This window comes from Abditibacteriota bacterium (genome assembly GCA_017552965.1).
Lineage (GTDB): Bacteria > Armatimonadota > UBA5829 > UBA5829 > UBA5829 > RGIG7931.
In genome coordinates this window covers 40,797-67,192 of sequence record JAFZNQ010000004.1, presented here as the reverse complement: position 1 = coordinate 67,192, position 26,396 = coordinate 40,797, and the positions used below count along the sequence as shown (strand labels likewise).

Below are 26,396 nucleotides of genomic sequence, written 5' to 3'. Positions count from 1 at the left end.
TTTATTTCAATATGCTGTTGAGCATGGTTTCCAGCTGCTCCCTGACCAGCTCCAGGGCTGCCAGGGTGTGGGAATAGTCCATCCGGGTGGGGCCTATGACCGATATGCCTCCCGCCGGCACGCCGCTGACGGAGTAGCGGCAGCAGATCACCGAATATTTTGTCAGGGCGGGTATGGCGGACTCGGAGCCTATGCGTATGGAGGGCTCGGGGCCGGCGGAGAGGCCGGTGACCTTTTCCATGAGGGCCGGGTCGTCCAGGGCCGAGATCAGGTTTTCCAGAGCGTCCACCGTCTGAAACTCGGGGAGACGCAGCAGCCGGCCTATGCCGTCGTAAAAATACTTTCTGTCCCTGATGTCTCTGCCCTCGCTGCGGACTGCCTTGATGAATTCCCCCGCCAGAGCCGCAAACATGCCCGAGGGCTCCGAGGCGGCTATCTCCGACAGTATCCGGCCGCTGTACACGCTGTTGAGATAATTGGCCGCGGCGTCCAGGGAATACAGGGCCTTGTCTATGTCCAGATCCACTATGCGGTGGATGATATACGAATTGGTGGTGGCAGCCACCAGGAGCAGCCTTTTGGTGCCGTAGCGGGACAGGGATATGCAGTCTATGCGGCTGTGCTTCATGCTGGGATAGGCGGCAGCCGCCACGTAGCCGCACAGCTCCGACAGCACCCTGCAGGCCGCAGACACCAGCATCTCTATCTCGTTTTGCTGCCTCAGGGCCTCGGTGATGATGCGCCCGGCGGCGGAGGGTATGCTGCACCTCTCCATGAGCGAATCCACAAACACCCTGTAGCCCAGCTCGGAGGGTATCCTGCCGGCAGACCTGTGGGGCTGGGTCAGCAGTCCCATCTCCGACAGCTCCGCCATCTCGTTGCGTATGGTGGCGGAACGCACCTCCATGCCGTAGGTCTCGGCAATACGCTTGCTCCCCACAGGCTCGCAGTTGTCTATGTAGTCCTGGACCAGGAGCTGAAGTATCTTGGCTTTGCGCTCTTTCAACTGAATACTCACCGCTTCATCCTCCTGCTGATTTGTAAACATTATTATTTTACAGAATATGGGGCCCGATGTCAAGAAACGCGGCTGTCCACAGGCTTTTTTCTTCCCGGCAAAGGGGGGCGGGGGCCTTTCCGTCCCCTGTGCACAGCCCACCGGGTTTTTCCACAGGGTTATCCACAGGTGTGGACAGAGGTGGACAGGCTGTGGATACTGTGGACAAGTCCCGCAGTTTGAGCGCGCCGGACCCTCCGCAGCCTGTGGACAAAGCCTCCGGAAAGAAAAAAACGGGCCCCGAAAAAATTTTTTTGGATTATTTGTCACTGGGTATTGACATTGGCCCCCCGTTGATTTATAATGTAAAGTGAGTTGACCATCAATGTGGCGCAGCCCCAGAGGAGGTGATACATTCTTGAGTATGCTGTGAGTGCCCGAAGGTCAAATCGACAATCCAAATTACGACTGTATCGAAGAGTCTTGCAGGAAACATGGATACTGCCTGCTCTGAGATACACCAGTCAAAAATCTCAAGAGGATAAAAATGAAAAAGTTATTTATGGTATTGGCCGTAGTATTTGCTTTGGCCGCTCCTATGTTCGCGCAGAGCACCTTCTCCGATGTTCCCAGAGATCATTGGGCTTATGATGCTGTCAGCGAGCTGGAAAGCCTGGGTCTCGTGATCGGTTATCCCGACGGCGAGTTCAAGGGCAAGAGGACTATGACCCGCTACGAGTTTGCGGTAGTTCTTTGCCGCCTTCTCCCCTTCCTGGGTGAGGATGCTGCCGACGTCAGCGGCTTCGTAAAGAAGTCTGACCTCGACAAGTATATGCTGAAGGACGACTATGTTCCCGGCACCGACGCCGACCTCTCCGGTCTGGCCACCGCCGACGCTCTCAACAAGATCAAGGCTCTGGTGGACGAGTTCCAGCCTGAGCTGGCTGCTCTGGGAGTAGACGTGAACGTGCTGAAGGCTGACGTAGCCGCTCTGAAGAGCCGCGTTGCCGCTCTGGAAGATGAGCAGGCCCGCGTGAAGATCACCGGCGCTGCCAACTTCATGGTTGAAGACGTGATCTCCGGCGACAAGCCCGCTTGGGACGGCGACGGCTTTGGCCCCGCCACCAAGATATTCAAGAGAAAGCAGTCCTTCTTCAAGGACGTGCAGCTGGACATCAAGGGCAGAGTGAACGATCACGTCAACGTGTACACCACTCTGGTTATGGGCGACTATCTGGACAAGCTGAATGGCCCCGAGCCCTTCCAGGACACCATGTCCGACATCAAGCCCTACTACATGTATGCCGCTTCCACCGACGAGACTTGGGGCGACATCAGAGTAGGCCGCATGCCCTTCCAGGTAAACCGCTTCCTGTTCAAGAGATACAAGGACTCCAGTTTCTTTGATATCGACAGAATGGATGACGGCAACTTCTCTGTGGAAGGCTTTGACTACGCCAAGGCGTTTGGCGCTTTCGACGTTCGCCTGTGGGGCAACCGCCCTGTGTATGACTGGAACGACTGGCAGGTCGCTTACCTGAGCGGCGAGAAGGTCTCCGGCAGCGGCGGCGTGCAGCTGGGCTTCAACTTTGGCGATGCCCGCATCACCGCTCTGTTTGACATGCTGGGCACCGAGAACAAGGTCCCCTTCATGATGGACAAGGTCAAGTACTACGGCGGCACCCTGTACGTGCCCTTCGGCCAGTTCTACGTGGACGGTGGTTACTTCCAGATGAAGCCTAACAAGAGCCTCCCCAAGGCTGCTGCCTGGGATGCCAAGCTGGGCTTTGCCAACGACAAGCTGGACATTTCCGCCGGTTACAAGACTGTTGAATCCGGCTTTTACAGCTTTGCCGTTCTGGACAAGATCCTGGACACCTACTATGCCGACAACTACAAGGGCTTCTATGTTGACGCTGCTTTCAACGTATCCGACGCTTTCAAGGTGTACGGTACTTTCAAGAAGTATGACGACAAGGACGGTTGGGTTCCTTCCGCCTACGACGACATGAAGTACTTCAAGGCCGGTCTGAGCTACGACCTGACCGCTTTGGACAACGTGTTTGCTGAGTACGAGCAGGCCAAGTACGCCTTCAAGGACGACGCTATCACCGTTGGCTGGAACCGCAAGGTTGGCCAGAACGCCAAGATCAAGATGATGTATCAGTACATGAAGTATGACGTGCTGCAGAAGAGCCACATCGTGGCCGGTCAGCTGTCTGTTAACTTCTAATCTGAAGACATACGCTTTTCAAAGCCCCGCAAGGGGCTTTGATTTTTTTTTGCCCGGCCGGCGGGCTCCCTTGCTCCCGAAAGGACCGCGAGCGCCGGCCAAGGATCAAGCCGGGGTGGGAGGGGCGAAGCCCCTGCTCAAGCCGAAGGGCAAGCGTCGCCGTCAGGCGCAAGGCGGAAAAGGCAGAAATGCAGCTTCTTTTCTGCCCCGCCGCAGAGCGCAGACCTGAGGCGCAGACGGGTGCAGGGCAGCCCGCCCTGCTCGTGAGGGGGGTCCGGGGCGCTTCGAAAAGCCCCGGGCGGGTGTGGGTATGCAATACCCACGAAAAAAGGGGGGGTATGCGAAGGGGGGAAGCCCCCCTTGCCTGAACGAGCCGTGGAACGGTACGAGGTCAGGAAAGCAGTATCAGTGTCGGAAAGGTCTTTGGGTTGGCAGGTCTTTCCCGTCTCTGCTTCAGCCGGGTCCTCCCCATTTGCCCTCTCCGGCTTTGCCGGAGCAAGGAACGGGCAAACGGGTCCCGCCCGAGGTCCCTTCCCGGAAATGGCCAAACGCTGCGCGTTTGATCTGTTGCCATTTCCGCCGGGATGACGGCGGAGTGGCGGAACGCCCTCCGGCAGATGAAAAATACTTTTCTCTATTGATTGACAATAGGCATATGTTTTTTTATAATGTAGGTGAGTTTGACCGTCAATGCGGCGCAGCCCCGGAGGAGGTGACACGTTTTTGAGTATGCTGTGAGTGCCCGAAGGTCAAATCGACGATCCAAATTACGACTGTATCAAGGCGGCTTGCAGGGAACAAGGATACTGCCAGCCCCGGGATACGCAAAATCTCAAGAGGATAAACATGAAAAAGTTATTTATGGTATTGGCCATAGCGTTTGCTCTGGCCGCCCCTATGCTGGCGCAGACCACCTTCTCGGACGTGCCCCGCGACCACTGGGCCTACGATGCTGTCAGCGAGCTGGAGGCCGCCGGACTCATCGTGGGCTATCCCGACGGTGAATTCAAGGGCAAGAGGACCATGACCCGCTACGAATTTGCCCTGGTGCTGACCCGCCTGCTGCCCTATCTGGGCGAGGAAGGCCTTGACGTCAGCGGCTTTGCCAAAAAGTCCGACCTGGACAAGTATATGCTGAAGGGCGACTACGTGCCCGGCGAAGACGCGGACCTGTCCGGCCTGGCCACCGCCGACGCCCTGGGCAAGATCAAAGCTCTCGTGGACGAATTCCAGCCCGAGCTGGCTGCTCTGGGCGTGGACGTGAACGTTCTTAAGGCCGACGTGGCCGCTCTGAAGAGCCGGGTGGCCGCTCTGGAAGAGGAGCAGGCCCGCATCAAGATCACCGGCTCCGCCAACTTCATGGTAGAATCCGTGATCTCGGGAGACGCGGCCGCCGCCGACAGTGACGGCTTTTCGAATTTCAACAAGTTATTCAAGAGAAAGCAGTCCTTCATGAAGGACGTGCAGATCGATATCAAGGGCAGAGTGAACGATCACGTGAACGTGTACACCACTCTGGTCATAGGCGACTATCTGGACAAGCTCAGCGGCGCCGAGGATTACCAGGACACTATGGCCGACGTCACCCCATACTACATGTATGCCGAGTCTTCCGACGAGACCTGGGGCAACGTGAGAGTAGGCCGCATGCCCTTCCAGGTAAACCGTTTCCTGTTCAAGAGACACAAGGATTCCAGTTTCTTTGATATCGACAGGATGGACGACGGCAACTTTGTCTTCGAAGGCTTTGACTACAGCAAGTCCTTCGGCGCCTTTGATCTGAGGGTATGGGGCAACCGTCCCGTGTACGACTGGCATGACTGGCAGATGATGGCTTTTTTCGATCCGTCGTCGCCGACGGGTTATCAAAAGATCAGCGGCAACGGCGGCGTCCAGGCCGGCTTCAACTTCGGCGACGCCCGCCTGACCGCGGTGTTCGACATGCTGGGCGCCGAGAACAAGATCCCCTTCCAGGCGGACAAGATCAAGTACTACGGCGGCACTCTGTACGTGCCCTTCGGACAGTTTTACGCGGACGGCGGCTGGTTCAAAGAGAAGCCCAACAAGAGCTTCCGTTCATCCGTCTGCTGGGACGCCGGGCTGGGCTTCCGGAACGACAAGCTGGAACTCTCTGCCGGCTACAAGACCGTGGAGGCCGGCTGGGCGGGTTTATCCATCATAGACAGGATCTTGTGCTACTGGGTTGAGCACAACTACAAGGGCTTCTATGCCGACGCTGCTTACAGCTTCTCCGATGCCTTCAGGGTGTACGGCGCCTACAAGCAGTACAAGGAGGACGACAGCGCTTACCCGACCATGTATGACGACATGAAATACCTGAAGGCCGGCGTGAGCTATGACCTGACCGATCTGGACAACGTGTTCGCCGAATACGAGCAGGCCAGGTACGCCTTCAGGGACAACGCCGTCACCGTGGGCTGGAACCGCAAGGTGGGCCAAAGCGCCAAGGTCAGGATGATGTATCAGTACATGAAGTATGATTTGCTCGGGCAGAAGAGCCACCTGGTGGCCGGACAGCTGTCCGTCAACTTCTAAGCTGAAGACACACGATTTTTAAGCCCCGCAAGGGGCTTTTTCTTTCCGTTCCGTAGCTGAAACTGCTTTCAACACCTCTTTCCGTTCCTCGGCTCGTCCGGGCAAGGGGGGCTTCCCCCCTTCGCATACCCCCCCTTTTTTTCGTGGGTACGGCGTACCCACACCCGCCCGGGGCTTTTCGAAGCGCCCCGGACCCCCCTCACGACCAGGGCCTGCTGCCCTGGACCCGTCTGCGCCTCAGGTCTGCGCTCAGCGGCGGGGCAGAAAAGAAGCTGCATTTCTGCCTTTTCCGCCTTGCGCCTGACGGCGACGCTTGCCCTTCGGCTTGAGCAGGGGCTCTGCCCCTCCCACCCCGGCTTGGTCCGTGACCACAGCTCGCGGTTCTGTCATGAAGAGCATTGCGGCTCCCCCGCGTCATCTCGGCGCGGCCGGCTATATGTCAGACGCCTTGGCGTCCTGCCGGCCGCGGTAAGAGATCCCGGGGTCCCCGAAAAATCGCAGATTTTTTGGGGTGGTTTGCGGACGGGGCCCGCCAGCCCTTTCCTTACTCCGGCAAGGCCGGAGTGGGCTGGTGGGAGGGGCCGTATCGCGGGGCTTGAGGAGAAGTGCGGTCGAGCGTTTTCCGCAGTTCCGTTGGGCCGGTCCGTGACCGAGGCTCGCGGTGGTCGGTGTATTGTTCAGCAGAGCGCCTTTCTCTTTTGCCCGGGAGCAATAAAGAAGCAATGGCCCTCCGTTTGAAATATATTTCCGATTAGGATATAATAAAAATGTATGTATCTGATTTTTGGGAGCGATATATGAAGTGTGATTATCCTCTGCTGACAGAGCCCATAGCGGTGCCCAGAGTCTGGGGCGCCGGCAGGGTGTCTGCTCTGTATGCGGGAAGAAAAAATATGACCTCGGATATAGGCGAGTGCTGGGACATGTCCACCTGGCCGTCGGACCCCGGCGACCCGTCCCTCAGGACCGTCAGCGTCATCAAAAACGGCCCTCTGGCCGGCAAGCCTCTGGACACTGTGATCAGCCTGCCGGTGGTGGTGAAGATCATAGATTCGGCCGACACCCTTTCCGTGCAGGTGCATCCCACGGAGGAAGGCAAGACCAAGGATGAGATGTGGTACATCCTGAACGCCACTCCCGACGCCTATCTCTTCCTGGGAGTGCAGGAGGGCACCGACCCCGGCGAATACTGCGACCTGGCGGCGGGGGGAGCGGACACCGACTCCGTCATGGGGCTTCTCCGCAGATACGACGATCTGAAGCCCGGAGACTATTTCAACGTGCCCACCGGCACCATCCATGCCGTGGGGCCGGGCATAGTCTGCTTTGAAGTCAGCGAGCAGACTCAGATCACCTACAGGCTGTTTGACTACAACAGGGGCCGGGCCCTGCATCAGAAGGAGGGCAGGGCGGCAGCCGTGTCCGCCCGGACGGACAAGCCCGTGCTGGACGTGCATTTTGACGTGGAGGCCGACGAGGTGCGCTACATCACCCGGTTTCCTCTGTTCTGGGTGGCTGAGTTCCGGGGGAGCGACGTCAGGGTCAACTCCCTGGACTACGACCATATAGTGACTGCGGTGGCCGGTGATCTGACCATAGAGGGCCCCGGCGACCACTGGCGCATCACGGTGCCGGACTCCATGTCTTCATTGGTGCCTGCCGGCTATCCATATACCATACACAATACAGGCTCAAGGTGTCTGGTGACACCCTTTGCCGACGTTTCTGGAGAATACGATGAGTAACGAAAAAGCAAAAACCATCTGGGCCGATGTGATCGAGACGGTCAAGGACAACGTCATGTCCCCGTCGGTGTTCGTGGCCCTGGAAGCGGCTGTGCCCATTGACGAGGAGCCGGGCCTCTTTATCATAGGCTTTGCGTCTCAGGACCTGCCCAAGGCGGGCTACCTGAGGGCGGCTTCGGTGCTGCCTCTGATAGAAAGGTGTCTCACCGACCACATAGGTCAGGAGACCGTGCTGGAGATAGTGGAAGGCTCCTCTCTGGAAGAGTACCAGAGGATCAAGGAGATCGCCGAGATAGCCAAAAAGGCCGTCAGCCGTTCCACGGCTGCCAGACAGGCCATCAGAAAGGTGGACGCCTACTGGGAAGAGATCGGCGAAAAGTGTACCAGAGGCTTTGCCCGGTGCGAGAACAGAGGCTTCAACACCACCAAGGCGGACTTTATGAGCACTGCCTGGGGCTTCATCAACGAAGGCCTGGAGCACTTTGATTATGACAACAACAAGGACCAGCTCCACGAGCGCTGTCTGTCCCGCGTGTTTGACAAGCTGGGCAACTCCATGGAGCTGCCTCCCGCCATACTGGCCTATCTTTTCTTTGAGTGGAGAAAAGCTCAGAAGAAATAATGGATATACGGCAGATAGACAGAGGTCTGATAGTTGACGCCGTCAGGGACCTGTGTATCGAGGCCTGCACCCGGCTGCCCGAAGACGTGTATTCCGCCCTGCTGGAGGCCCGGAGCTGCGAGCCCGGCGAAATGGCCCGGGATATACTGGAAGAGCTGGCCGAAAACGTCCGCATAGCCCGGGACGACTCGGTGCCTGTCTGTCAAGACACGGGCCTCGCTCTGGTGTTTGTGGAGATAGGCAACAGGTGCCTCTGTGACTTTGATCTCTGCGAGGCTGTCAATGAGGGGGTCCGCCGGGGCTACGGGGAGGGCTATCTCCGCAAGTCCTGCGTCAGGCATCCTCTGGACAGGGTCAACACGGGCGACAACACTCCCGCCGTCATCCATCTGAAGCTGGCGCAGGGCGACAAGATCCGGATCACCGTGGCTCCCAAGGGGGGCGGCAGTGAAAACATGAGCCGGGTGAAGGTGTTTCCGCCGGCTGCCGGCAGAGAAGGGGTGATCGGCTATATCCTGGACAGCGTCAGGGAGGCGGGGGCCAACCCCTGTCCGCCCATCATCCTGGGCATAGGCCTGGGAGGCACCATAGAGGTGGCGGCCCGGCTGTCCAAGGAGGCTCTGCTGAGAGATATAGGCTCGGTGAATCCCGTGCCTGCGGACAGGGACCTGGAGGAGGAGCTGCTCCGCCGGGTCAACGAGCTGGACATAGGGCCCGCCGGCTACGGAGGCAGGACTACCGCCCTGGCGGTGTTCGTCAAGAGCCATCCCTGCCACATAGCCTCGCTGCCCGTGGCCATCACCTTTCAGTGCCACGCCGCCAGACACAAGGAGGCCGTGATATGAAAAGGGTGACCGTTCCCCTGTCCCGGGAGGACTGTCTGGGCCTGAGGGCCGGAGACAGAGTGCTGCTGTCCGGGGTGGTGTACACCGCCAGAGACGCAGCCCACGCCCGGCTGACGGAGCTCATAGAGCAGGGCAGGCCTCTGCCTCTGGAGCTCGACGGACAGGTGATATATTACGTGGGGCCCACCCCCACGCCTCCCGGCAAGGTGATAGGCTCCGCCGGTCCCACCACTGCCGGGCGTATGGACAAATACACTCCCGCTCTGCTGGAGCGGGGCCTCAGGGGCATGATAGGCAAGGGGCAGAGGAGCTCCGCCGTCAGGGAAGCCTGCCAAAAGTGCTGCGCCGTCTATTTCGGCGCCACGGGCGGCGCCGCCGCCCTGCTGGGGCGCCGGATAGTCGCGTGCAGCGTCATAGCCTATGAGGATCTGGGCTGCGAAGCAATAAGAAGGCTGGAGGTCAGGGATCTGCCTCTCGTGGTGATCAACGACGCCTTCGGCAATGATTTTTATACAGACAAACAGGTGAAGCAATGAAAAAGTACATGTCTTTGATCGTTATTATCGCGGTGCTGGCCGTGGTAGCGGTGTTCAACAGCGTGATCAACACCTCCAAGGAGGAGGAGCATCCTGCGGAAACGGGTCATTCTCACGACTCGGGGCCCAAGGTGCTGGACGCCACTCTGATCTTCAACAAGGTCATGGTGCTGGAGACCACCTCCGGCAACGTGGAGATAGCTATCCTCAAAAAGGATATCCCCAAAGCTTCCTCCAGGATGCTTTATCTGGCCAAAAAGGATCTGTTCAAGGATACCCGGGTAATCAAGGCCAACGACTGGCACGTGCAGTTTGCCGAGGTGTCCGAGGACATGAATCCTCTGCCTCTGGAGCAGGCCAACAACCTTCTGTCCTGCAATTACGCCGTGGGTCTCGCCCACAAGAAGTCGGTGGACAGCGGCACCACTTCCATCTTCATCATCAGGGAGCCTTCCTTCTCCGTGATCAACAGCTACACCATATTCGGCTACGTGGTCAAGGGCCAGGACGTGGTGAAGGATCTGACCGAAGACGACAGCATAGTGGCCAGCTCGGTGAGGGCCAAGACCCCCGAGGACGACAAGGCTCTGGTGGATATCATGAAGCAGGGCAATCTGGATCACGGTCTCGCCACCCAGTTTGAGATGAAGGCCACCGCCGAGTTCCAGATGGAAGCCGCCAAGAAGATGAGCGACGCTCTGCCCGGTGAGCTCGACCGCTGATGGACCTGTCGGCGATATACGGCTTTTTCATCACCCCGCAGAAGGGCTTGATCCTGTGGGTGTATATCTTTTCGGCTCTGCTGGCGGGCATCCTGGGTCTGTTTTTGCTCACCCGGGTGCCCAAAAAGGCCCGCAAGCCCATAGTGGCGGCGGTGACCTTTGTGGCGGGGCTCTATCTGTCGCTGGAGTTTCTCATACCTCACGACAACGTCTTTACCACCGCCATGCCCAAGGTGGCCAACTTTCAGCTGGTGACCGGCTGCTTCACTGTGCTGCTGGGCCTGGGCTCCCTCTTTCTGATACAGGGCAAAAAGGTGATGTTCGGCTCCGGGGAGCGCATCAACGGCATAGGCTTTTTTGCGGGCTTTTTCGGCATACTCATTTCCGGCTTTCTCATGGACGCCGGGGTCAAGGGCTGCGAGGAGATATTTGACATCTTCTTCTCGGGCCTCTACGTGTCCATGCAGGCCGCCATGTTTTCCCTGGTGGCCTTTTACATAGTGTCCGCCTCTTACAGAGCCTTCAGGATAAAGAGCATGGAGACGGGGCTGCTGCTGCTGTCCACCGCCATCATCATGCTGGCGGTGATCCCTCTGGGGTCTGCCATCACCGACTTTTTGCCCAAGTCCGGCGTGCTCAGCGTGTTCAGAGTGGAAAAGCTGGGCTACTGGCTCCTGACCTCCCCCAATATGGCGGTCCAGCGGGCCATCGCCTTTGGCGTGGCAGTGGGCTCCATGGCCACCTGCCTCAGGATATGGCTCTCTCTGGAAAAGGGCAGCTTTTACGACAAGGAGCTGTAGGCTATGTTCAACATCACCAATATGCGCATTGACGGCCTTGCCGACCCGGTGGGCCTGGACAGCTCCTCCTTCCTGCTCAGCTGGCAGGTGGTGTCTGACAGGATGGACGTGGTCCAGAAGACCGTCAAGGTGTTCATCTACGACTTTATCTCCGGCGAAAAGGTGTGGGAAAACTACTCCACCCACTGCAACTTCTTCATGAATTGCTCCTGCGACCTGAAGGAAAGGCACAAGTACCACCTGGTGCTCTATATCAGCGACAATTATGACAACACCGCCAGAGGCACCATGCTGTTTACCACGGGGCTCTTTGAGGGCGCCCGTTCCTTCGAAGGCGCGGAGTGGCTGTGCTCCTCCTCCGACGATTCCATACCGGCGGAGGGCCGGGGCAGCTACGCGGAGGACGTCAAGCCCGTCCGCCTTGAACACGACCCGGACAAGAGCTATCTGTTCGTGAGAGACATAGTCTGCGGCACCAACGTGGTGTTTGCCCAGATGAACGTCTGCGCCCTGGGCTACTGCGAGATAGCCCTCAACGGCAAAAAGCTGTCGGACCACGTGCTGGACCCGGGCTTTACCGTGTATGACAAAAGGGCCCTCTACGTGTCCTACGACGTCACCTATCTCTTGAAAAAGGAAAACCGCATCTCCGTGATGCTGGGCAACGGCTTTTACAACAGCTCCGCGCCGGACGCCTGGGGCTTTCAGAACGCCCGCTGGCGCCGCCTGCCCAAGTTCATCATGCTGATGGACGTGGTGTATGCCAACGGCAAGAGGGAGACCTTTGTGAGCGACACCTCCTTCAGGCAGCATGAGAGCTTTGTAAAATATCAAAACGTGCGCTGCGGCGAGCTCCACGACATGCGGGAGCGCACCTATTCCTGCAGCTATATGGACAGCATCGGGGACTGGGACAGGGCCTGCGCGGTGCCGGGCTTTACGGTGCCGGAGATCGACCTGCAAAAGCTGCCTCCCGTGAAAAAGCTGGCCAAATATGCTCCCGTGTCCGTCAGCGGAGGCGACAAGGAGTGCGTGGTCCGGTTTGCCGAGAACATTACCGGCTGGGCCAAGATACAGATGAAGGGCAAGACGGGCAGGCAGGTGACCATCGAGTTTGCGGAGCGCAACAAGACCGAGTGGCCCATGTCCATCCCTTCCGACGAGACCAACGGCCATTTGGTCCGGGGACAGTTTCAGACTCTGACGGTGATACTCTCGGGAGGCATCGACACCTGCGAACCCATGTTCTCCTACAACGGATTTCAGTACATCATCATCAAAAATCTGGGCTATCTGCCGGAGGCCTCGGACATCACCGCCTATCAGGTGGCCACGGACCTGAAGGCCGTGGGGGACTTTGAGTGCAGCGAGGAGCTCCTGAACAGCATCCACAGGATGGCCATACGCACCTTCAGGAACAACTATCACTCCATCCCCACCGACTGCCCCCACCGGGAAAAAAACGGCTGGACCTGCGACGGCTGGCTGGCCAGCGAATACGGCATACTCAACTTTGACATGCAGCAGGCCTACGTCAAATGGCTCAGGGATATGTGCGACGACCAGTATCCCTCGGGCAATACCTCCTGCATAGTGCCCAACCCCGACTGGTCCATACGGGACGGCTCCCTGTTTGACGTGCAGTGGACCGGGGCCATGCTGGTCATAGCCAACAGGCTGCTGGGCTACTACGAGGACGAAGCGGCGGTCCGCAGGGCCTATCCCCACATGGAAAAATACATCTCCTACGCCTCGTCCCACCTGAACTCCTATCTGTTCGGCGACACGGTGCAGGCTCTGGGCGACTGGCTGGACGTGCCCCCTGACAAGCCCGAGCCCGGGGTGTATTGCTACAACACGGACCGCATGTTCATGAACAACATCTTTTTCTACCGGCTGCTGCAGCTCATGACCGAGTTCACGGGCCTGGTGGGCAAGGACCAGACGGAGTATATCAAGCTGGCGGAAAACGTCCGGGAGGCCATCAACGGCAGATATCTGCGCAAGGACGGCAGATACTTTGACGACAGCATGACCTCGCTGGCCATGGCCATATGCTTTGACCTGCCTCCCAAGGAGATGCGGGAGCTGACGGAAAAAGCCCTGGTGGAGGACATAGAGCGGCACGACAGACACCTGAACTGCGGCATCACCGGCACCAGATACCTCTTTGACGCCCTGTCCAAGATAGGCCGGGACGACCTGGCCGTGGCCATCCTGAAGCAGACCGACTATCCCTCCTACGGCTTCATGATACAGAACCGCGCCACCACCCTGTGGGAGGACTGGTGGGGCGGCTCGTCCCTGTCCCATCCCATGCTGGGCAGCGTGGACGCCTGGCTTTACAAGAGGATCGGCGGCCTGGACTACAGGTCCGGGCATCTCACAGTGCGCATCCCGCCGGCAAGCCTGGGCATCACCAAGGCCGAGACCAAGTATCAGTCGGTGTACGGCGAGATCAGGGTGCTGTGGGAATACACGGAGAGCGCCCTGGACGTGGAGCTGGATATCCCCGTGGGGATAGAGACGGAATACCGCGTGCTGGATGAAAAGCACACCCTGCCCAGCGGCAAGCACGCCTTTGAGTACCCGCTGGACGGCCAGAGAGCCGACTGACGCCGGAAAAAAGAAGACCGCCCCTGCAAGGGCGGTTTTTATTTTGGAGAAACACTTCTCGTCATCCCGGCGGAAATTTAGGGGTCTCCGCGAATAAAAGTATTCGTGGGGTATAATGGCAACATGTGTAATGCGCCAGCATTACGCGATTTCCGGGAAGGGACCTGGGTGTAATTCCGGAGGGGCAAATGGGAGGACCCAGGCTATAGTACTGACGAGAAGTGCGGGAGAACGTTTTCCATGTGTCCCGTTGGGCTTGTGCGCGCCCGAGCTCGCGGTTCCACTGGAGGGGATCTCTTACCGCCTCTTGTAGAGGCGCCGAGATGACGCGGGGTCGGGGCGGCGAAATGACGTGCAAGTGAACGGGACAAAACCGGAGCTCCGACAGAAAGAGGGATGTCGGGTCACCGGGGTGGGAGGGGCGCAGCCTGTTATCTTCAAGCGGCCTCAGAGCACGTATTTTTTGATCTGCTCTCCGGCGTAGGTGTCGGTCATGTTGCTGATATAGTCCGCCGCTCTCACGGGCAGGGAGGGGTCGTTGGGGTAGGAGCCCGTGGGGTTGATGTGCTCGGGGTGCCGCATATAGTACCGGAACAGGCTCTTCAGCTCTTCCTTCAGCACCGCCTCGTTGCCCAGCTTGCCCGCCGCAAAATAGACCCGCTCATACATGAAGTCCTTCAGTCTGTCTATCTGGTCCGACACTTCGGGGGACATGCCGATGCGTCCCTCGGTGAGGCCGGTCTGGATCATGTCCTCGGACATGAGGGCTATGCGGTCGCTGGTAGTGACGGGGATCCGCTTGTCCAGAGCCTGCAGGTCCTCCGGGGTGATGATGCCCGCCCGGAAGCTGTCGTCAATGTCGTGGTTGATGTAGGCTATGCGGTCGCAGATGCGCACCAGTCTGCCCTCGGCGGTAAAGGCGTTGCCCTCCGTGTTGGACAGGTCGCAGGCTCCCTTTGAGTGCTTCAGTATGCCGTCCCGGACCGGCTCCGTCAGGTTCAGCCGTTCCAGTGTGTCCACCACCCTGAGGGACTGGCGGGCGTGGTGAAAGGAGATGCCGTGCTCGGACAGTATCTCGTTCAGGGCGGATTCCCCGGCGTGGCCAAAGGGAGTGTGGCCCAGGTCGTGGCCCATGGCTATGGCGGCGGTAAGGTCTTCGTTGAGCCTGAGGGCTCTGGCTATGACCGTGGATATCTGAAACACCTCCAGGGTATGGGTCAGGCGGGTGCGGAAATGTATGTCCTCCCTGGCCACGAAGACCTGGGTCTTGTCGGCCATGCGCCGGAAGGTGCGGCAGTGTATGATCCGGTCCCTGTCCCGCATGAACACGGTGCGCACGGGGCAGGGGGGCTCGGGCCTTTGGCGGGAGTCCTTCCAGTCGGCGCTGAGGGCCGCCATGTCCGACAGCCTCTCGGCCTCCTGCCTTTCCAGCAACAGAGATATATCCTTCATCCTAACAGTTCCTCCGCTTGTTTTTCCGTGTCGTTGACCGCGCCGCGTATGTATTCCTCCGCCTCCTCGTCCGACAGGCCCTCCGGCAGGCGGCGGGGCTCTCCTATGAGCACGCACACCCTGTCAAAGGGGCGGGGCAGCCGGTGCTTGTCCCAGGCCTTGCGCAGCACTATGGGGTTTGCCATGGCGCAGGCCAGGGGGACAAAGGGGCAGCCGGTCCTTCGCAGCACGGCTATGGCTCCCTTATGGACGGTCCCGGCTGGTCCCGTGGGGCCGTCCAGGGTGATGGTCACTATCCTGTTTTGCCTCACCAGCCTCAGTGTGGTCTTCAGGGCGGAGACTCCGTCGTCCTTGCCCGTGGAGCCTCTCACGGGGTCATAGCCCATCTTTTGGGCGAAGAAGGCTATGATCTCCCCGTCTCTGGAGCTGGCTATCATGGGAGACATGCCCATGTTGCGGCAGGCGTATATGGGCATCACCAGGGTCTTGTGCCACATGAGCAGCAGGCCTCCCCCGGCCTCGTTGACGGCCCGGGCGTGTTCTCCGCCCACGATCTTCAGCCGGCAGGACCGGCAAATCAGGGCCATTATCCGGTACAGCAGAGCAGCGGCTATGCGGCGGATGCGGGGGTCGTTGCCCAGCTTCTTAAGCATCCTGCCCCTCCCTTCGCCTGGCGGGCACGTGGCCGGCGTAGAAGCAGGAAAAGATCACTATGAGCATGCTGGCCATGAAGGTCCAGGAATAGCCGAATTTTGCCCAGGCCAGCCCTCCGGCTATGGGCACCAGGCAGGCAGCCAGATGATTGAAGGTCTGGCCCGTGGACATGGCGGTCAGCAGCTCCTCCCGGGTGGCCAGGCTCTTCAGGTAGGTGGTCAGGCACAGGGTGGAAAAATAGAATACGTTGTCCAGTATATACATGACGTATAGTATCCACACGGACCGGCCGAAGGCGTAGCCCAGATAGACGAATATCAGCAGGAAATAGGAGGTCCTCAGTATGACCCTCTCGCCTATTTTGTCCGCCAGCCTGCCGACTATGGGGTAGCCGAAGGTGTTGAGCACGTTGTTCAGGAGCATCAGCAGGGCGATGATCTTCACAGGGGTATGAAACTCCCGGGTCAGCACATACACGGCAAAGGTGATGAACACCTGCTTCCTGCAGCCCTCGAGAAAGGTGAGCACGTAATAATGGCGAAACTTCTTGCGGAGAGTGAGGGACTCTCTGGAGGGGGAGCCGGCGGTCCTGGGTATGAAGGCCAGTATCACCGCTCCGGGGATCATCATGCCTGCCACCAGGGCGTACCAGGCTACGTAGGACACCCGGGCGCCCACCAGGGCCACCAGCAGCATGCCGGTCACCTGGGCGGCGGCGGTGACTGAGGAGGAAAAGCCGGCGTATCTGCCGTCCTCCCCCCGGGGGGCAAAGGAGATGATGAGGCTGGTCTGCAGGGGGAACCACATGTGCATGCCCACGCTCCAGACAAAGGTCCACAGCATCAGGGAGGGCACTCCCGAGAGCTGGGTGTAGGCGCCGAAGCCCACGGCGGCTATCAGGGCGGACAGTATGCCCGTGGTCCTGTCGGCCAGGCGGCTGGTGAGTATGCCGAAAAACACCATCAGCAGCCCGGGCAGCTCTCTGAAGGCTTCCAGCCTGCCCAGATCCGCCGGGTCTATCCTGATGACGTCGGTGATAAAGTTGTAATAGGTGGCATTGTATATGCCAAAGGCGCACATGACCACAAACGAGGCTATGACCGTCAGCCTGAGGTTTTTGGGCGCCGTCAGAAAAAGCTTCATTGTCGTCCTCCGCGGGCCATATATTATTGTAGCACACAGGCCTGTCAAAGGACAAGGAACCGTGGTATAATAGTATTTGGTAACACAGTATATATATCATTATACGGGGAGCAAAGATCATGCGGATAAAAGATTTTTATGACGGCGTGCTGGACAGGCTGTGCCCCTTTTCCCTGGCGGAGGATTGGGACCGGTCCGGCTTTGCGCTGGGAGACAAGGACCGGGAGCTGGAGGGCTGTCTGTTTTGCCTGGATCTGGTGCCGGAGGCCATAGACCGGGCGGCGGAATACGGCGCCAACGTCATAGTCACCCATCATCCGTATATATTCGAGCCTCTGAGGGAGCTGGATTTTGCCGAGAGCAGGACCGCCCTTCTGGAGACCCTCATCAAGCAGGACATAGCCCTCATCCAGTGCCACACCAATCTGGACTCCGCCGCCGGAGGCGTCAGCGACGTGCTGTGCAGGCTGCTGGACGTAGAAGGCTCCATACCCATCATTCCCAAGCCGGAGGAGCCTGCCGCCGGGCTGGGCAGGATAGGCATATTGGGCAACGGCGCCATCAATGCGGCGGCGGCCCTGGCGGAGGAATACGGCGAGCACACTCCCCCGCCCCTGTATTGCCTGGCGGAGACCTATGAGCGGTGCCTGAGAGAGGGCCTGGAGGCGCTCTACGGCTGCGCCTGCGGCCGGTCCGTGAGATACGCGGCCGACCGGATCCCCTTCCGCACCAATCTGGAGTATCTGGAGCCGAGGGTCCTCGGCAGGCTGCCCGAGAGGGTGGCCGTCTGCGGCGGAGCGGGGGCGGATATATGCAAAAAGGCCGGCGCCGACTGCTATATCACCGGCGAGGTCAAGCGCCACCAATTCATGGAGGCCGCTCTGGACGGGGTGCTGGTCATAGAGGCGGGACACTTCGAAACGGAGGCCCCCGGCATAGCCGAGCTGTATCTGCTGGCGGAGACCATGACGGACGCGCCGGTCTATATGTATTGCGACCCGGTTTTTGTGCCGGACGGGCTCATGGGGGACCTGTCGGGACTGATTTTTTAGAAAAACAGGCTTTTTTTCAAGTCTCGTGGAACAAACCCCCTTGAAAAATAGTTTTAAAGATGATAACATATAGTTGTTAATAAAAACAAGGAGAATCAAATGAAGAAAGGTTTCACCCTTATCGAACTCTTGGTAGTTATCGCTATCATCGCCATTCTGGCAGCCATTCTCTTCCCTGTTTTTGCTCAGGCGAGAGAAAAGGCCAGAGGTACCCAGTGCCTCTCCAACGTGAAGCAGCTGGCCACCGCCGTGATCATGTACGCGTCCGACTGGGACGAGTGCTTCCCCTCTGTTTATCAGGGAGCTACTGACATGGCCGGCGCCGGCAGCCTGGACTATGACGCCTGGTGGTGCCATTACGCCAACCCCTGGCCGGGCAACGCCACCTACAAGGACTACATGACCAAGTATTCCTTCCGCGCCATCATGACCCCCTACGTGAAGAACGGAGCCATGTTCATTTGTCCTTCCGACCCTCAGGCCGACAAGGAATTCACCTGCGCTCAGGTCAAGAGGATCAACTCCTACCTGCTTCGCTCCTCCATCTACAAGTGCGGACGCCATCAGCCTCAGAACGGCTTCACCCATGGTGATGCTTCCAACGCCGGCATGTCTGCTCCTGTACCCATGGGCAAGATGAGCTTCCCTGCCAACTACATCATGATGCACGAGACCTTCCCGTTCCATCAGATGGACTTCGTTGACGGTACCGACTACTGGAAGCCCAGCGACAAAGTCGTCTGCGCCTTTGGTGACGGCCATGCCTCCACCGTTGCTGTTGGTCAGTTCTGGTGGAAGAACAACGGTCTGTCTCCCTCGGCCGGTTTCGGCGGCGGAGCCAAGTGGCCTCCTTACAGAGGCTGGGACATCAACTGGCCTAACAACGTTAATGACTTCATTAACGGCAGACAGGAGATGTGGAGATACATGAGTCTGATCAGCAAGGACACCGACAGAAACTACAAGAACGGTGACACCGGCGTCGACGAATAATCCGAGACATCACAAGAGAGAGCCCGCGGGCTCTCTCTTTTTTTGCGTAAAACCGTTTGCAAAAATCGTGGTATTATAGTATAATAATAATATCAAATATCTATTGCGAGGCCTCCCTATGAAGGTGCTGTTTATCGCCGCCGAATATCCCAAGCCTGCGGGTGACAAGCGGATGAGGAGACTGCTCTATATCATGAAGCAGTTCAAATTGCAGGGTCACGAGCTGTATTTTATGGGCTTTAGCGACACCAAGCCCGAGGACAAGGGCTCTCTGTTCAAGACTGTGGCGCTGCTGCCGCCTCCCGCCCACCTCTCGGATTTCAGGCAGCATCCCGACACTGTCTGCAAGGAAAAGCTGTTCCGCGAGACTCTGGCTCTGAAGCCGGACCTCCTGTTTGTATTTGGCATAGAGGCGGCGGTGTACGCCCCCTTTGAGACCAAAATACCCGCCCTGGGAGACTTTTTGCGCTGCGAATATATAGCCGTGCAAAAGGAAAACAGCGGCGGCGGCATGTTCAAAAAGCTCACCGGCGCCTTTGAATGGTCCAAGACTGCGGCCATAGAGACCGGGCTGGCCTCCAAATTCAGCACTCTGTTTTTGCCCCGGGAAAGGGACGTGTATTATCTGAACAAGCAGTCCGCCCTCAATCTGACGGTGCTCCCCGACGCCATAGACACGGAGGCCTTTGACACGGAGGATTGGATGCCGGACGAAAACCGGCTGCTCTTTACGGGCTCTGTGACGGAGGAGGGCAATCTGAACGCCGTCAGGTATTACAGAGACCATTTTGCCGACGAATTTTACAAAAGGGGCGTCACCCTCTACGTGACCGGCAGGTATCTGGAGTCCCAAAAGAACACCCTCTTCAACGAGAAGGTGGTCCCCCTGGGCTTTGTGAGAGACATCAGAGAGGCCTTCAAGACCAGCCAGGCGGTGGTGATCCCCATTATGGGCGGCATAGGCGCCGTGGGCAAGATCACCGAGGCCATGGCGGCGGGCGTGCCGGTCATAGCCACCAAGGACGGGGCCGAGGGCCTGCGGGTGACCCCGGCGGACGAGTGCATCCTCATAGCCAACACCCCCGCGGACATGGTGGCGGCCTGGGAGAAGCTGCAGGACAGAGACTTTGCCGACCGGCTGAGGAAGAACGCCCGGCAAATAGTGGAGGACAACTACTCCTGGAAGGCCAACGGCAAGCTGCTGAAGGACGCTGTGAGCGCCGCCAAATGAACGCCATCCCCCTGGAGGGCAGCCCTCTGGACCTCGGGCTGTGCTTTGAGTCCGGCCAGGCCTTCGGCTGGGAATGCGAAGGCGGCTGGTGGCGCGGCGTGACGTCGGGCAGATATTTCCGTCTCCGGGTCGGAGACGGCTGTCTTTTGTGGGAAGGCCTGCCGGAGCGGGAGGACAACGAAGAATATCTGAGACACTATTTCCGCCTGGACTGCGACGTGAGCCGGATATACAGCCGGCTGGCGGAGGCGGACCCGGGGCTGGCTCCCCTCATAGAGCGCTGGCGGGGCCTGAGGATCCTGCGGCAGCCCGCGGAGGAGACCTTTTTCTCCTTTATGGCCACCGCCTGCAACAATATACCCCGCATCAAGGCGGGTCTCCGGGAGCTGAGAGAGCTGTGCGGGACCCCGGTGGCAGAGGCAGAGGGCAGAGTGTGGAAGGAGTTCCCCTCCGCCCGGGTGATAGGCGCCCAGGAGGAGGACCGGCTCACCGCCATCAGGGGGCTGGCCTTCCGGGGGCGGAACATGCGCCGCTGCGCCGGCAGCCTGCCGGCAGACTTTTTCCCCCGGCTGCGCAGCCTGGACTACCCCGGCGCCCGGGAGCTGCTCACCGGGCAGCCCTTCATAGGGCCCAAGCTGGCGGACTGCATCTGCCTCTTCGGCCTGGACTTTCAGCAGGCGGTGCCCGTGGACACCCATATACATCAGATAGGCGTCAAATATTTCGGCCTGCCGGAGGCCCCTCTTTCGGCCCGCGTTTACAGGCAGACGGCGGGAGCCTTCAGGGACCGTTTCGGCGGCCTGGCGGGCTGGGCCCAGCAATTCTTGTTTTTGGGAGAGATAGGTGGAGACGACGGGCAGACTGTTTAATATACAAAAGTTTTCCATACACGACGGTCCGGGCATCAGGACCACCGTGTTTTTGAAGGGGTGCCCCCTTTCCTGCAAGTGGTGCCACAATCCCGAGTCCATCTCCCCGGAGCCTTCGCTGGCCTTTTATGACTTTCGCTGCGCCGGCTGCGGCGAGTGCGTCAGGGTGTGCCCCACCGGAGCCATGAAGCCCGGCGCCTTTGACAGGAGCCTCTGCATAGCCTGCGGCAAATGCGCCAAGGTGTGCGCCTACGGCGCCCGGGAGCTGTTTGGCTATGAGGACACGGTGGAAAACGTGATGCGGACCGTCATGGAGGACCGGATCTTTTATGAGACCTCCGGCGGCGGCATGACCATATCCGGGGGCGAGCCCTTCTATCAGCCGGAGTTTACCCTGGCCCTGCTGCAGGCGGCCAAAGAACAGGGCCTCGACACGGCGGTGGAGACCAATCTCTTCACCTCCCGGGCCTGGCCGGAGGCGGCAGCGCCCCTCACGGACCTGTTTTACGTGGACGTCAAGCTGATAGACCCCGACAAGCACCGCCGGTGGTGCGGCGCTCCCAACCGCGTCATACTGGAAAATATAGCCTTCCTCTCCGGGCTGGGAGCCCGCATCATATTCAGGACCCCCCTCATACCGGGAGTCAACGACACGGAGATCGCCGGGATAGGCGAGTTTGTCCTGAGCCTGCCGGAGCGGCACCCCGTGGAGATACTCAAATATCACAGGATCGGCGCCGGCAAATACGCGTCGCTGGGCATGGACTACAGCCTGGACGCGGAGCCGGCGGATCCGGAGCCCGCAAGGGAGACACTGAGAAAAATGGGCGTCGAGGTCATAGGTGAGTAGAGATATATACGAGCTGATCCACAAAAACAGAGGCGGCCTGTTCATGACGGGAGGCGGCTTTGCGGGCGGGTTCCTCATGTTCCTCTGCGGCTGCCCGCTGCGGGAATGGGGCAGCTTTTTCTTCCGGGGCCTGCTGAAGATCAAGCCCGGGCCCGCCGCCGTGTATATCAACCTGTTCAATCTGGCGGGGGTGGCGGGGCTCCTCCTGTGGCAGAGAGGCCTGCTGCTCGCCCGGCCCCTTGAGCTGCTGGAAATGTTTTTGGCGGCGGTGCTGGCCTCCTTTGCCGGCGCCCGGCTCCTGACCGCGGCGGGGCTGAAGGCGGTGCGCTGGGGCATCTGCCTGTGGATACTGGCCCTCCTGACCGGCATCCTGGGCTGCTGTCTGCATTTTGAGCTGCCCTGGCCCGCGGTGTGTGCGGCGGGAGGCTTTGCCGCGGGGCTGGCGGGGATACCTGCCGCAGCGGTGCTGCCCGTGGCCGCCGCCTCTTCGGGAGATTTTTACTGCTACGTGTGCGTGTGCGCCTGTATGACCCTGCTGGCCGCCCTTCTGCGGCTGGCAAGGGAAAGGGCCGCCGTGGATAAAAGGATTATATTTTATTTTGCAGCCGGCATGCTGCTGGGCTTCGGAGCCATCTGCGGGCTCGCGCGTGTGAAATGCGGGATCCCGACGGCGGCGCTGTGTTTCGGCGCCCTGTTTATTTGGCTCAAGATAAGGGAGACAGCCCTGCTGGCGCATAGGGAGAAGCAACATGAGAAATGACAAAGGACAGTATGTAGTGGGCATAGACCTGGGAGGCACCACCGTCACCTCCTCGGTAGCGGACAGGGAAGGCAACCTGCTGAGCGAGGTGGAATTGCCCTCCTATTCCGAAAAGGGCGTGGACGTGACCACCTCACAGATAGCAGCCTCCGTGGAGGGAGCGATCAAAGAGGCGGGCAAGGCCCACGAGGATATCATAGCCTGCGGCATGGGAGCCCCGGGCATCCACAAGGCGGACGAGGGCGTGGTGCTCTGGTCCCCCAACTTCAGCGGCTGGGACGGAGCCAATATCTACGAGCCCCTGAGGCAAAAGACGGGCTATGAGTTTTATATGGGCAACGACGTGAACGTGGCCAGCTTCGGCGAATACACCTACGGCGCCGGCAAGGGCGCGGAGATCATGGTCATGTTTACCCTGGGCACCGGCGTGGGCAGCGGCCTCATCGTGAGAGGCGAGGCCTACAGGGGCATGTTTGCTTCGCCGGAGCTGGGGCACATCATCATCGAATCCCACGGCCCCCGCTGCGGCTGCGGCAGATACGGCTGCGTGGAGGCCCTCTGCAACCGGGACGCCATCATCAACAGGGCCATGCAAAAGGTGCTGTCCGGCCGCAAGAGCAAGCTGTGGGAGGCCACCGACGGCAAGCTGATGGATATCACCCCACGGATGATAGACCAGTTTGCCCGGGAAAAGGACATAGTCTGCTGCGAGACCCTCAGCGAAGTGGGCTACTATATGGGCATAGCCGTGGCCAACACCATCAACAGCTTTGACCCCTCCCTCATAGTCATAGGCGGCGGCATAGCCCGCAGCCAAATACTCTTTGACCGCATACGGGAGACCGCCATGGAGCTGGCCATCGACTGCCTCAGCGAGCACTGCGACATAGTGACCTCGCAGCTGGGCAACAAGGCGGGCATACTGGGCGCCGCCGCCCTGGCCTTCAAGGGAGTCTATGCGTAAAGCTCCGGTATAGCGTCATCCGGACCAGAGCGCCTTTTGCGAGCGCAGCAGCGCCCGCGAAAGGCGCTCTTTGATGCTGCGCGCCGGCAGGGCTGCGCGCCTGCCGGCAGGGAAACACCGGTCGTCATCCTCGCGGTCGCAATAATCCCCCGCGTCATCTCGCGCCATTGGCTCTGCCAGGGACGCTCGGAGATCTACGGGGGCACCGACGGCCGAAGGCCGCTCAAGGATCCGCGCGGCAGAGAAAGCACAAGCCCTCAACCGCCGAACCGGCGCAGCAAAGCGGCTCCGCAAGGAGCCGCTTTGTCATCAACGATTCCCCGCAGGTCCTACTTCCGGTCCTTCATTATCACCCCGGAGATGATCTCGGCGGCCAGGGCTGTGCCGGCCTTGTTGGGGTGAAAGCTGTCCGGCTCGAGGAGCGTTTCCTGCGAGTTGTAAAAGGCGGTGCCCACGTCTGCTATGAGGGCGTCATTTTGGCGGGCGGCTTCGTGGTAGGCTTCGGTCAGGGCTACAAACATTTCCGTGTAGCTCCTGCCGGTGGAGGCCAGCTTTTCGGAGCCCTTTTGGTAGGGCCAGGTGGCGTAAAACACCGGCTTGGCGCCCGCCTCCCGGACCAGCAGGCACAGCCCGGCAGCCGAGTCCAGAAAGGCCTCTCTGTTGGTCATGGGCTTGGAGGACTGCTCCTGCAGCACCACGTAGTCCCACTTTTGCTGCAGGAGGAGCCGGGCGTTCTTGCCCAGCTCGGTCTCCGGGTTCAGCTGTTCGGCCAGGGCCGCGCCGCCCTTCACGTTCTGGGCGGTCTCTCCGCCGGTCAGGCGGGCCACCTCCTTGTAGAGGTCGTGAAAATAGGTGAAGCTGTTGCCCAGAAACAGTATCCTGGGTGGCCGGCGGTTTTTGGCCAGCGTGGGCCGCTTTACGTTGGCCTGGACCTGAGAGCCCAGCAGGGCGATAAGTACAAGCGATAACAGTATCCTCATCATATTATTTCTCCGTTATGTGTTTTACAAAGGTGTGTTTGCTGCCGTTTTCAAAGGGGGGGGCCGCCGGCCGCGTCCGGCGCCTGAGGAGCACGCGCGCTTCTTTGCCGGAACAAACGCGCTCTCCCTCATATATACGCGCTGCTGCGCCCCGGGGCACACATTTATTATAGCACACCTGCCGTTTGACAATCTCCTCGGGATAAGTATATAATAATATTGATTATTTTCAGCGAGGAGACAGATATGCTGGCAAAGGTTTTTTCCGCCGCGGTAAACGGAATGGAGGTCACCGAGGTGGTCGTGGAGATCGACTGCTCTCCGGGTATGCCCGAGTTCAAGCTGGTGGGTCTGCCGGACACGGCTGTCAGAGAATCCATCGAGCGGGTCAAGGCTTCCGTCCGCAATTCGGGCTATGACTTCCCGCCCAGGCGGATCACCGTGAACCTGGCTCCCGCAGACATCCGCAAGGAAGGGCCTTCCTTCGATCTGCCCATAGCCGCCGCCATCCTGGTGGCCACGGGCCAGGTCCCTCCGGAAGCTCTGGAGGACTATCTGATCCTGGGCGAGCTGGCTCTGGACGGAGGCCTCCGAGGCGTGTCCGGAGTGCTGCCTGCGGTGATGAACCTCTGCAAGACCCACAAAAAAGTGATAGTCCCCATGGAAAACGCCAGAGAGGCAGCCATAGTGGAAGACGCCGAGATCTACGGCATCAACACTCTGACGGAGCTGGTGGACATACTTCAGGGCCTGCCCGTGAGCCCCTGCGCTCCTCCCGACGAATGGCAAAACACCCTGTCTGCCGGCGAGTGGGACATGGACATGAGCGACATCAAGGGCCAGGAGCAGGCCAAGCGGGCCATGGAGGTGGCCGCCGCCGGAGGGCACAACATCATGCTCATAGGGCCTCCGGGCAGCGGCAAGACCATGCTGGCAAAACGCCTGGTCACCATCCTGCCTCCCCTGACTCCCGAAGAGGCTCTGGAGACCACCACCGTCTATTCCGTCAGCGGCCATCTGCTGAGGGGCCGGTCCTTCGTGGCCAGCCGTCCCTTCCGGGCGCCCCACCACACCATATCGGCGGCAGGCTTGGCGGGCGGCGGCACCTATCCCAAGCCGGGAGAGGTGAGCCTGGCCCACAACGGGGTGCTGTTTCTGGACGAGTTCCCCGAGTTCGGCAGGGAGACCCTGGAGATACTCCGCCAGCCCCTGGAGGACAAGGTGGTGACCATATCCCGGGCCAACAGCCGCATCACCTATCCCGCCTCCTTCATGCTGGTCTGCGCCATGAACCCCTGCCCCTGCGGCTACCTGGGGGATTCCGAGCGGGACTGCCGGTGCTCGCCGGGTGAGATCAATCGATACAGACACAGGCTGTCCGGGCCTCTCCTGGACAGGATAGATATGCATATAGAGATGCCCCGCCTCTCCGCCGGAGAGCTGATGGGGAGGGGCAGCGGCGAGACCTCCGCCGCGGTGAGGCAGAGAGTCATCCGGGCCAGAGAGCGGCAGCTGCGCCGCTTTGCCGGCTCCAGGGTGTGGTCCAATTCCCGCATGACTCCCGCCATGCTGCAGGAGCTGTCCATAGACAACGAAGCCCGGAACCTGCTGGGCGAAGCCGTCAAGAGGCTGAGGCTCTCGGCCAGAGCCTACGACCGGATACTGAAGATGGCCATGACCCTGGCCGACCTGGAGGAAAAGGACACTATATGCGCCGCGCATATAGGCGAAGCGGTCCAGTACAGAAGCCTGGACAGAAAATATTTTTAGGTGATT

Annotated in this window: 22 protein-coding genes; 17 read left to right on the top strand and 5 right to left on the bottom strand. The window is 59.7% G+C overall.

The features are described 5' to 3' along the window. Position 1: 1 nt before the first annotated feature. The gene (gene hrcA, locus IK083_00640) at positions 2-1,018 is read right to left on the bottom strand and encodes a heat-inducible transcription repressor HrcA (GenBank protein ID MBR4748066.1); all 1,017 of its coding nucleotides are present in this window, start codon (positions 1,016-1,018) and stop codon (positions 2-4) included. Between the two features lie 526 nt (positions 1,019-1,544). Here hrcA and IK083_00635 point away from each other — a divergent pair. The 9 genes from IK083_00635 to IK083_00595 all read left to right on the top strand — a co-directional run bounded on the left by IK083_00635 (position 1,545) and on the right by IK083_00595 (position 13,672). Beyond that, a complete protein-coding gene (locus tag IK083_00635) occupies positions 1,545-3,230 on the top strand; it encodes an S-layer homology domain-containing protein (GenBank protein MBR4748065.1) in 1,686 nt (561 codons plus the stop codon). A gap of 846 nt (positions 3,231-4,076) precedes the next feature. After that, entirely contained in the window at positions 4,077-5,786 is a 1,710-nt protein-coding gene (locus IK083_00630; protein MBR4748064.1) for an S-layer homology domain-containing protein, read from the top strand. A gap of 797 nt (positions 5,787-6,583) precedes the next feature. Then, positions 6,584-7,531, top strand: coding sequence for a class I mannose-6-phosphate isomerase (locus tag IK083_00625; protein ID MBR4748063.1), 948 nt, complete (start codon positions 6,584-6,586; stop codon positions 7,529-7,531). Then, a complete protein-coding gene (locus IK083_00620; protein MBR4748062.1) occupies positions 7,524-8,153 on the top strand; it encodes a hypothetical protein in 630 nt (209 codons plus the stop codon). The genes IK083_00625 and IK083_00620 overlap by 8 nt, the downstream gene beginning before the upstream one ends. Beyond that, the gene (locus IK083_00615) at positions 8,153-8,998 is read left to right on the top strand and encodes a fumarate hydratase (protein ID MBR4748061.1); all 846 of its coding nucleotides are present in this window, start codon (positions 8,153-8,155) and stop codon (positions 8,996-8,998) included. The genes IK083_00620 and IK083_00615 overlap by 1 nt, the downstream gene beginning before the upstream one ends. Further along, complete coding sequence (locus IK083_00610; protein MBR4748060.1) at positions 8,995-9,534, top strand: Fe-S-containing hydro-lyase; 540 nt, start codon at positions 8,995-8,997, stop codon at positions 9,532-9,534. Before IK083_00615 ends, IK083_00610 begins: the two co-directional genes overlap by 4 nt. Then, on the top strand, positions 9,531-10,256 hold the full coding sequence (locus IK083_00605) for a peptidylprolyl isomerase (protein ID MBR4748059.1): 726 nt from the start codon (positions 9,531-9,533) through the stop codon (positions 10,254-10,256). Before IK083_00610 ends, IK083_00605 begins: the two co-directional genes overlap by 4 nt. Further along, positions 10,256-11,056 (top strand): hypothetical protein, encoded by an 801-nt coding sequence (locus IK083_00600; protein MBR4748058.1) that lies wholly within the window; start codon positions 10,256-10,258, stop codon positions 11,054-11,056. Before IK083_00605 ends, IK083_00600 begins: the two co-directional genes overlap by 1 nt. 3 nt (positions 11,057-11,059) lie before the next feature. Beyond that, positions 11,060-13,672 (top strand): family 78 glycoside hydrolase catalytic domain, encoded by a 2,613-nt coding sequence (locus IK083_00595; protein ID MBR4748057.1) that lies wholly within the window; start codon positions 11,060-11,062, stop codon positions 13,670-13,672. Positions 13,673-14,119: 447 nt separating this feature from the next. Here the strand turns inward: IK083_00595 and IK083_00590 are convergent, their stop codons facing one another. Genes IK083_00590 through IK083_00580 form a run of 3 tightly spaced genes read right to left on the bottom strand, consistent with a single transcriptional unit; the run spans position 14,120 to position 16,921 of the window. Further along, complete coding sequence (locus IK083_00590; protein ID MBR4748056.1) at positions 14,120-15,124, bottom strand: HD domain-containing protein; 1,005 nt, start codon at positions 15,122-15,124, stop codon at positions 14,120-14,122. Further along, positions 15,121-15,777, bottom strand: a complete 657-nt coding sequence (locus IK083_00585; GenBank protein MBR4748055.1) for a DUF374 domain-containing protein — start codon at positions 15,775-15,777, stop codon at positions 15,121-15,123. The genes IK083_00590 and IK083_00585 overlap by 4 nt, the downstream gene beginning before the upstream one ends. After that, positions 15,770-16,921, bottom strand: coding sequence for an MFS transporter (locus IK083_00580; GenBank protein ID MBR4748054.1), 1,152 nt, complete (start codon positions 16,919-16,921; stop codon positions 15,770-15,772). Before IK083_00580 ends, IK083_00585 begins: the two co-directional genes overlap by 8 nt. Positions 16,922-17,040: 119 nt before the next feature. Between IK083_00580 and IK083_00575 the strand changes: the two genes are divergently transcribed. The 7 genes from IK083_00575 (at position 17,041) to IK083_00545 (ending at position 23,640) form a co-directional block, all read left to right on the top strand. Further along, positions 17,041-17,973: a Nif3-like dinuclear metal center hexameric protein gene (locus IK083_00575; protein MBR4748053.1), complete on the top strand. Its 933-nt coding sequence runs from the start codon at positions 17,041-17,043 to the stop codon at positions 17,971-17,973. Positions 17,974-18,072: 99 nt separating this feature from the next. Then, the gene (locus tag IK083_00570) at positions 18,073-18,966 is read left to right on the top strand and encodes a DUF1559 domain-containing protein (protein ID MBR4748052.1); all 894 of its coding nucleotides are present in this window, start codon (positions 18,073-18,075) and stop codon (positions 18,964-18,966) included. A gap of 118 nt (positions 18,967-19,084) precedes the next feature. Next, positions 19,085-20,197: a glycosyltransferase gene (locus IK083_00565; protein MBR4748051.1), complete on the top strand. Its 1,113-nt coding sequence runs from the start codon at positions 19,085-19,087 to the stop codon at positions 20,195-20,197. Continuing rightward, complete coding sequence (locus IK083_00560) at positions 20,194-21,066, top strand: hypothetical protein (GenBank protein MBR4748050.1); 873 nt, start codon at positions 20,194-20,196, stop codon at positions 21,064-21,066. Before IK083_00565 ends, IK083_00560 begins: the two co-directional genes overlap by 4 nt. After that, the gene (locus IK083_00555; protein ID MBR4748049.1) at positions 21,041-21,916 is read left to right on the top strand and encodes a glycyl-radical enzyme activating protein; all 876 of its coding nucleotides are present in this window, start codon (positions 21,041-21,043) and stop codon (positions 21,914-21,916) included. Before IK083_00560 ends, IK083_00555 begins: the two co-directional genes overlap by 26 nt. After that, on the top strand, positions 21,909-22,676 hold the full coding sequence (locus IK083_00550) for a hypothetical protein (GenBank protein MBR4748048.1): 768 nt from the start codon (positions 21,909-21,911) through the stop codon (positions 22,674-22,676). The genes IK083_00555 and IK083_00550 overlap by 8 nt, the downstream gene beginning before the upstream one ends. Further along, positions 22,666-23,640 carry an ROK family protein gene (locus IK083_00545; protein MBR4748047.1) on the top strand — a complete coding sequence of 325 codons (975 nt, stop codon included), beginning with the start codon at positions 22,666-22,668 and terminating at the stop codon, positions 23,638-23,640. Before IK083_00550 ends, IK083_00545 begins: the two co-directional genes overlap by 11 nt. A 329-nt stretch (positions 23,641-23,969) precedes the next feature. On the opposite strand, the gene IK083_00540 is transcribed toward IK083_00545, so the two are convergent. Next, positions 23,970-24,545, bottom strand: coding sequence for an SGNH/GDSL hydrolase family protein (locus IK083_00540; protein MBR4748046.1), 576 nt, complete (start codon positions 24,543-24,545; stop codon positions 23,970-23,972). A 321-nt stretch (positions 24,546-24,866) separates the two neighbouring features. Here IK083_00540 and IK083_00535 point away from each other — a divergent pair, with 321 nt between their 5' ends. Continuing rightward, positions 24,867-26,390, top strand: a complete 1,524-nt coding sequence (locus tag IK083_00535; protein MBR4748045.1) for a YifB family Mg chelatase-like AAA ATPase — start codon at positions 24,867-24,869, stop codon at positions 26,388-26,390. Positions 26,391-26,396 lie beyond the last annotated feature (6 nt).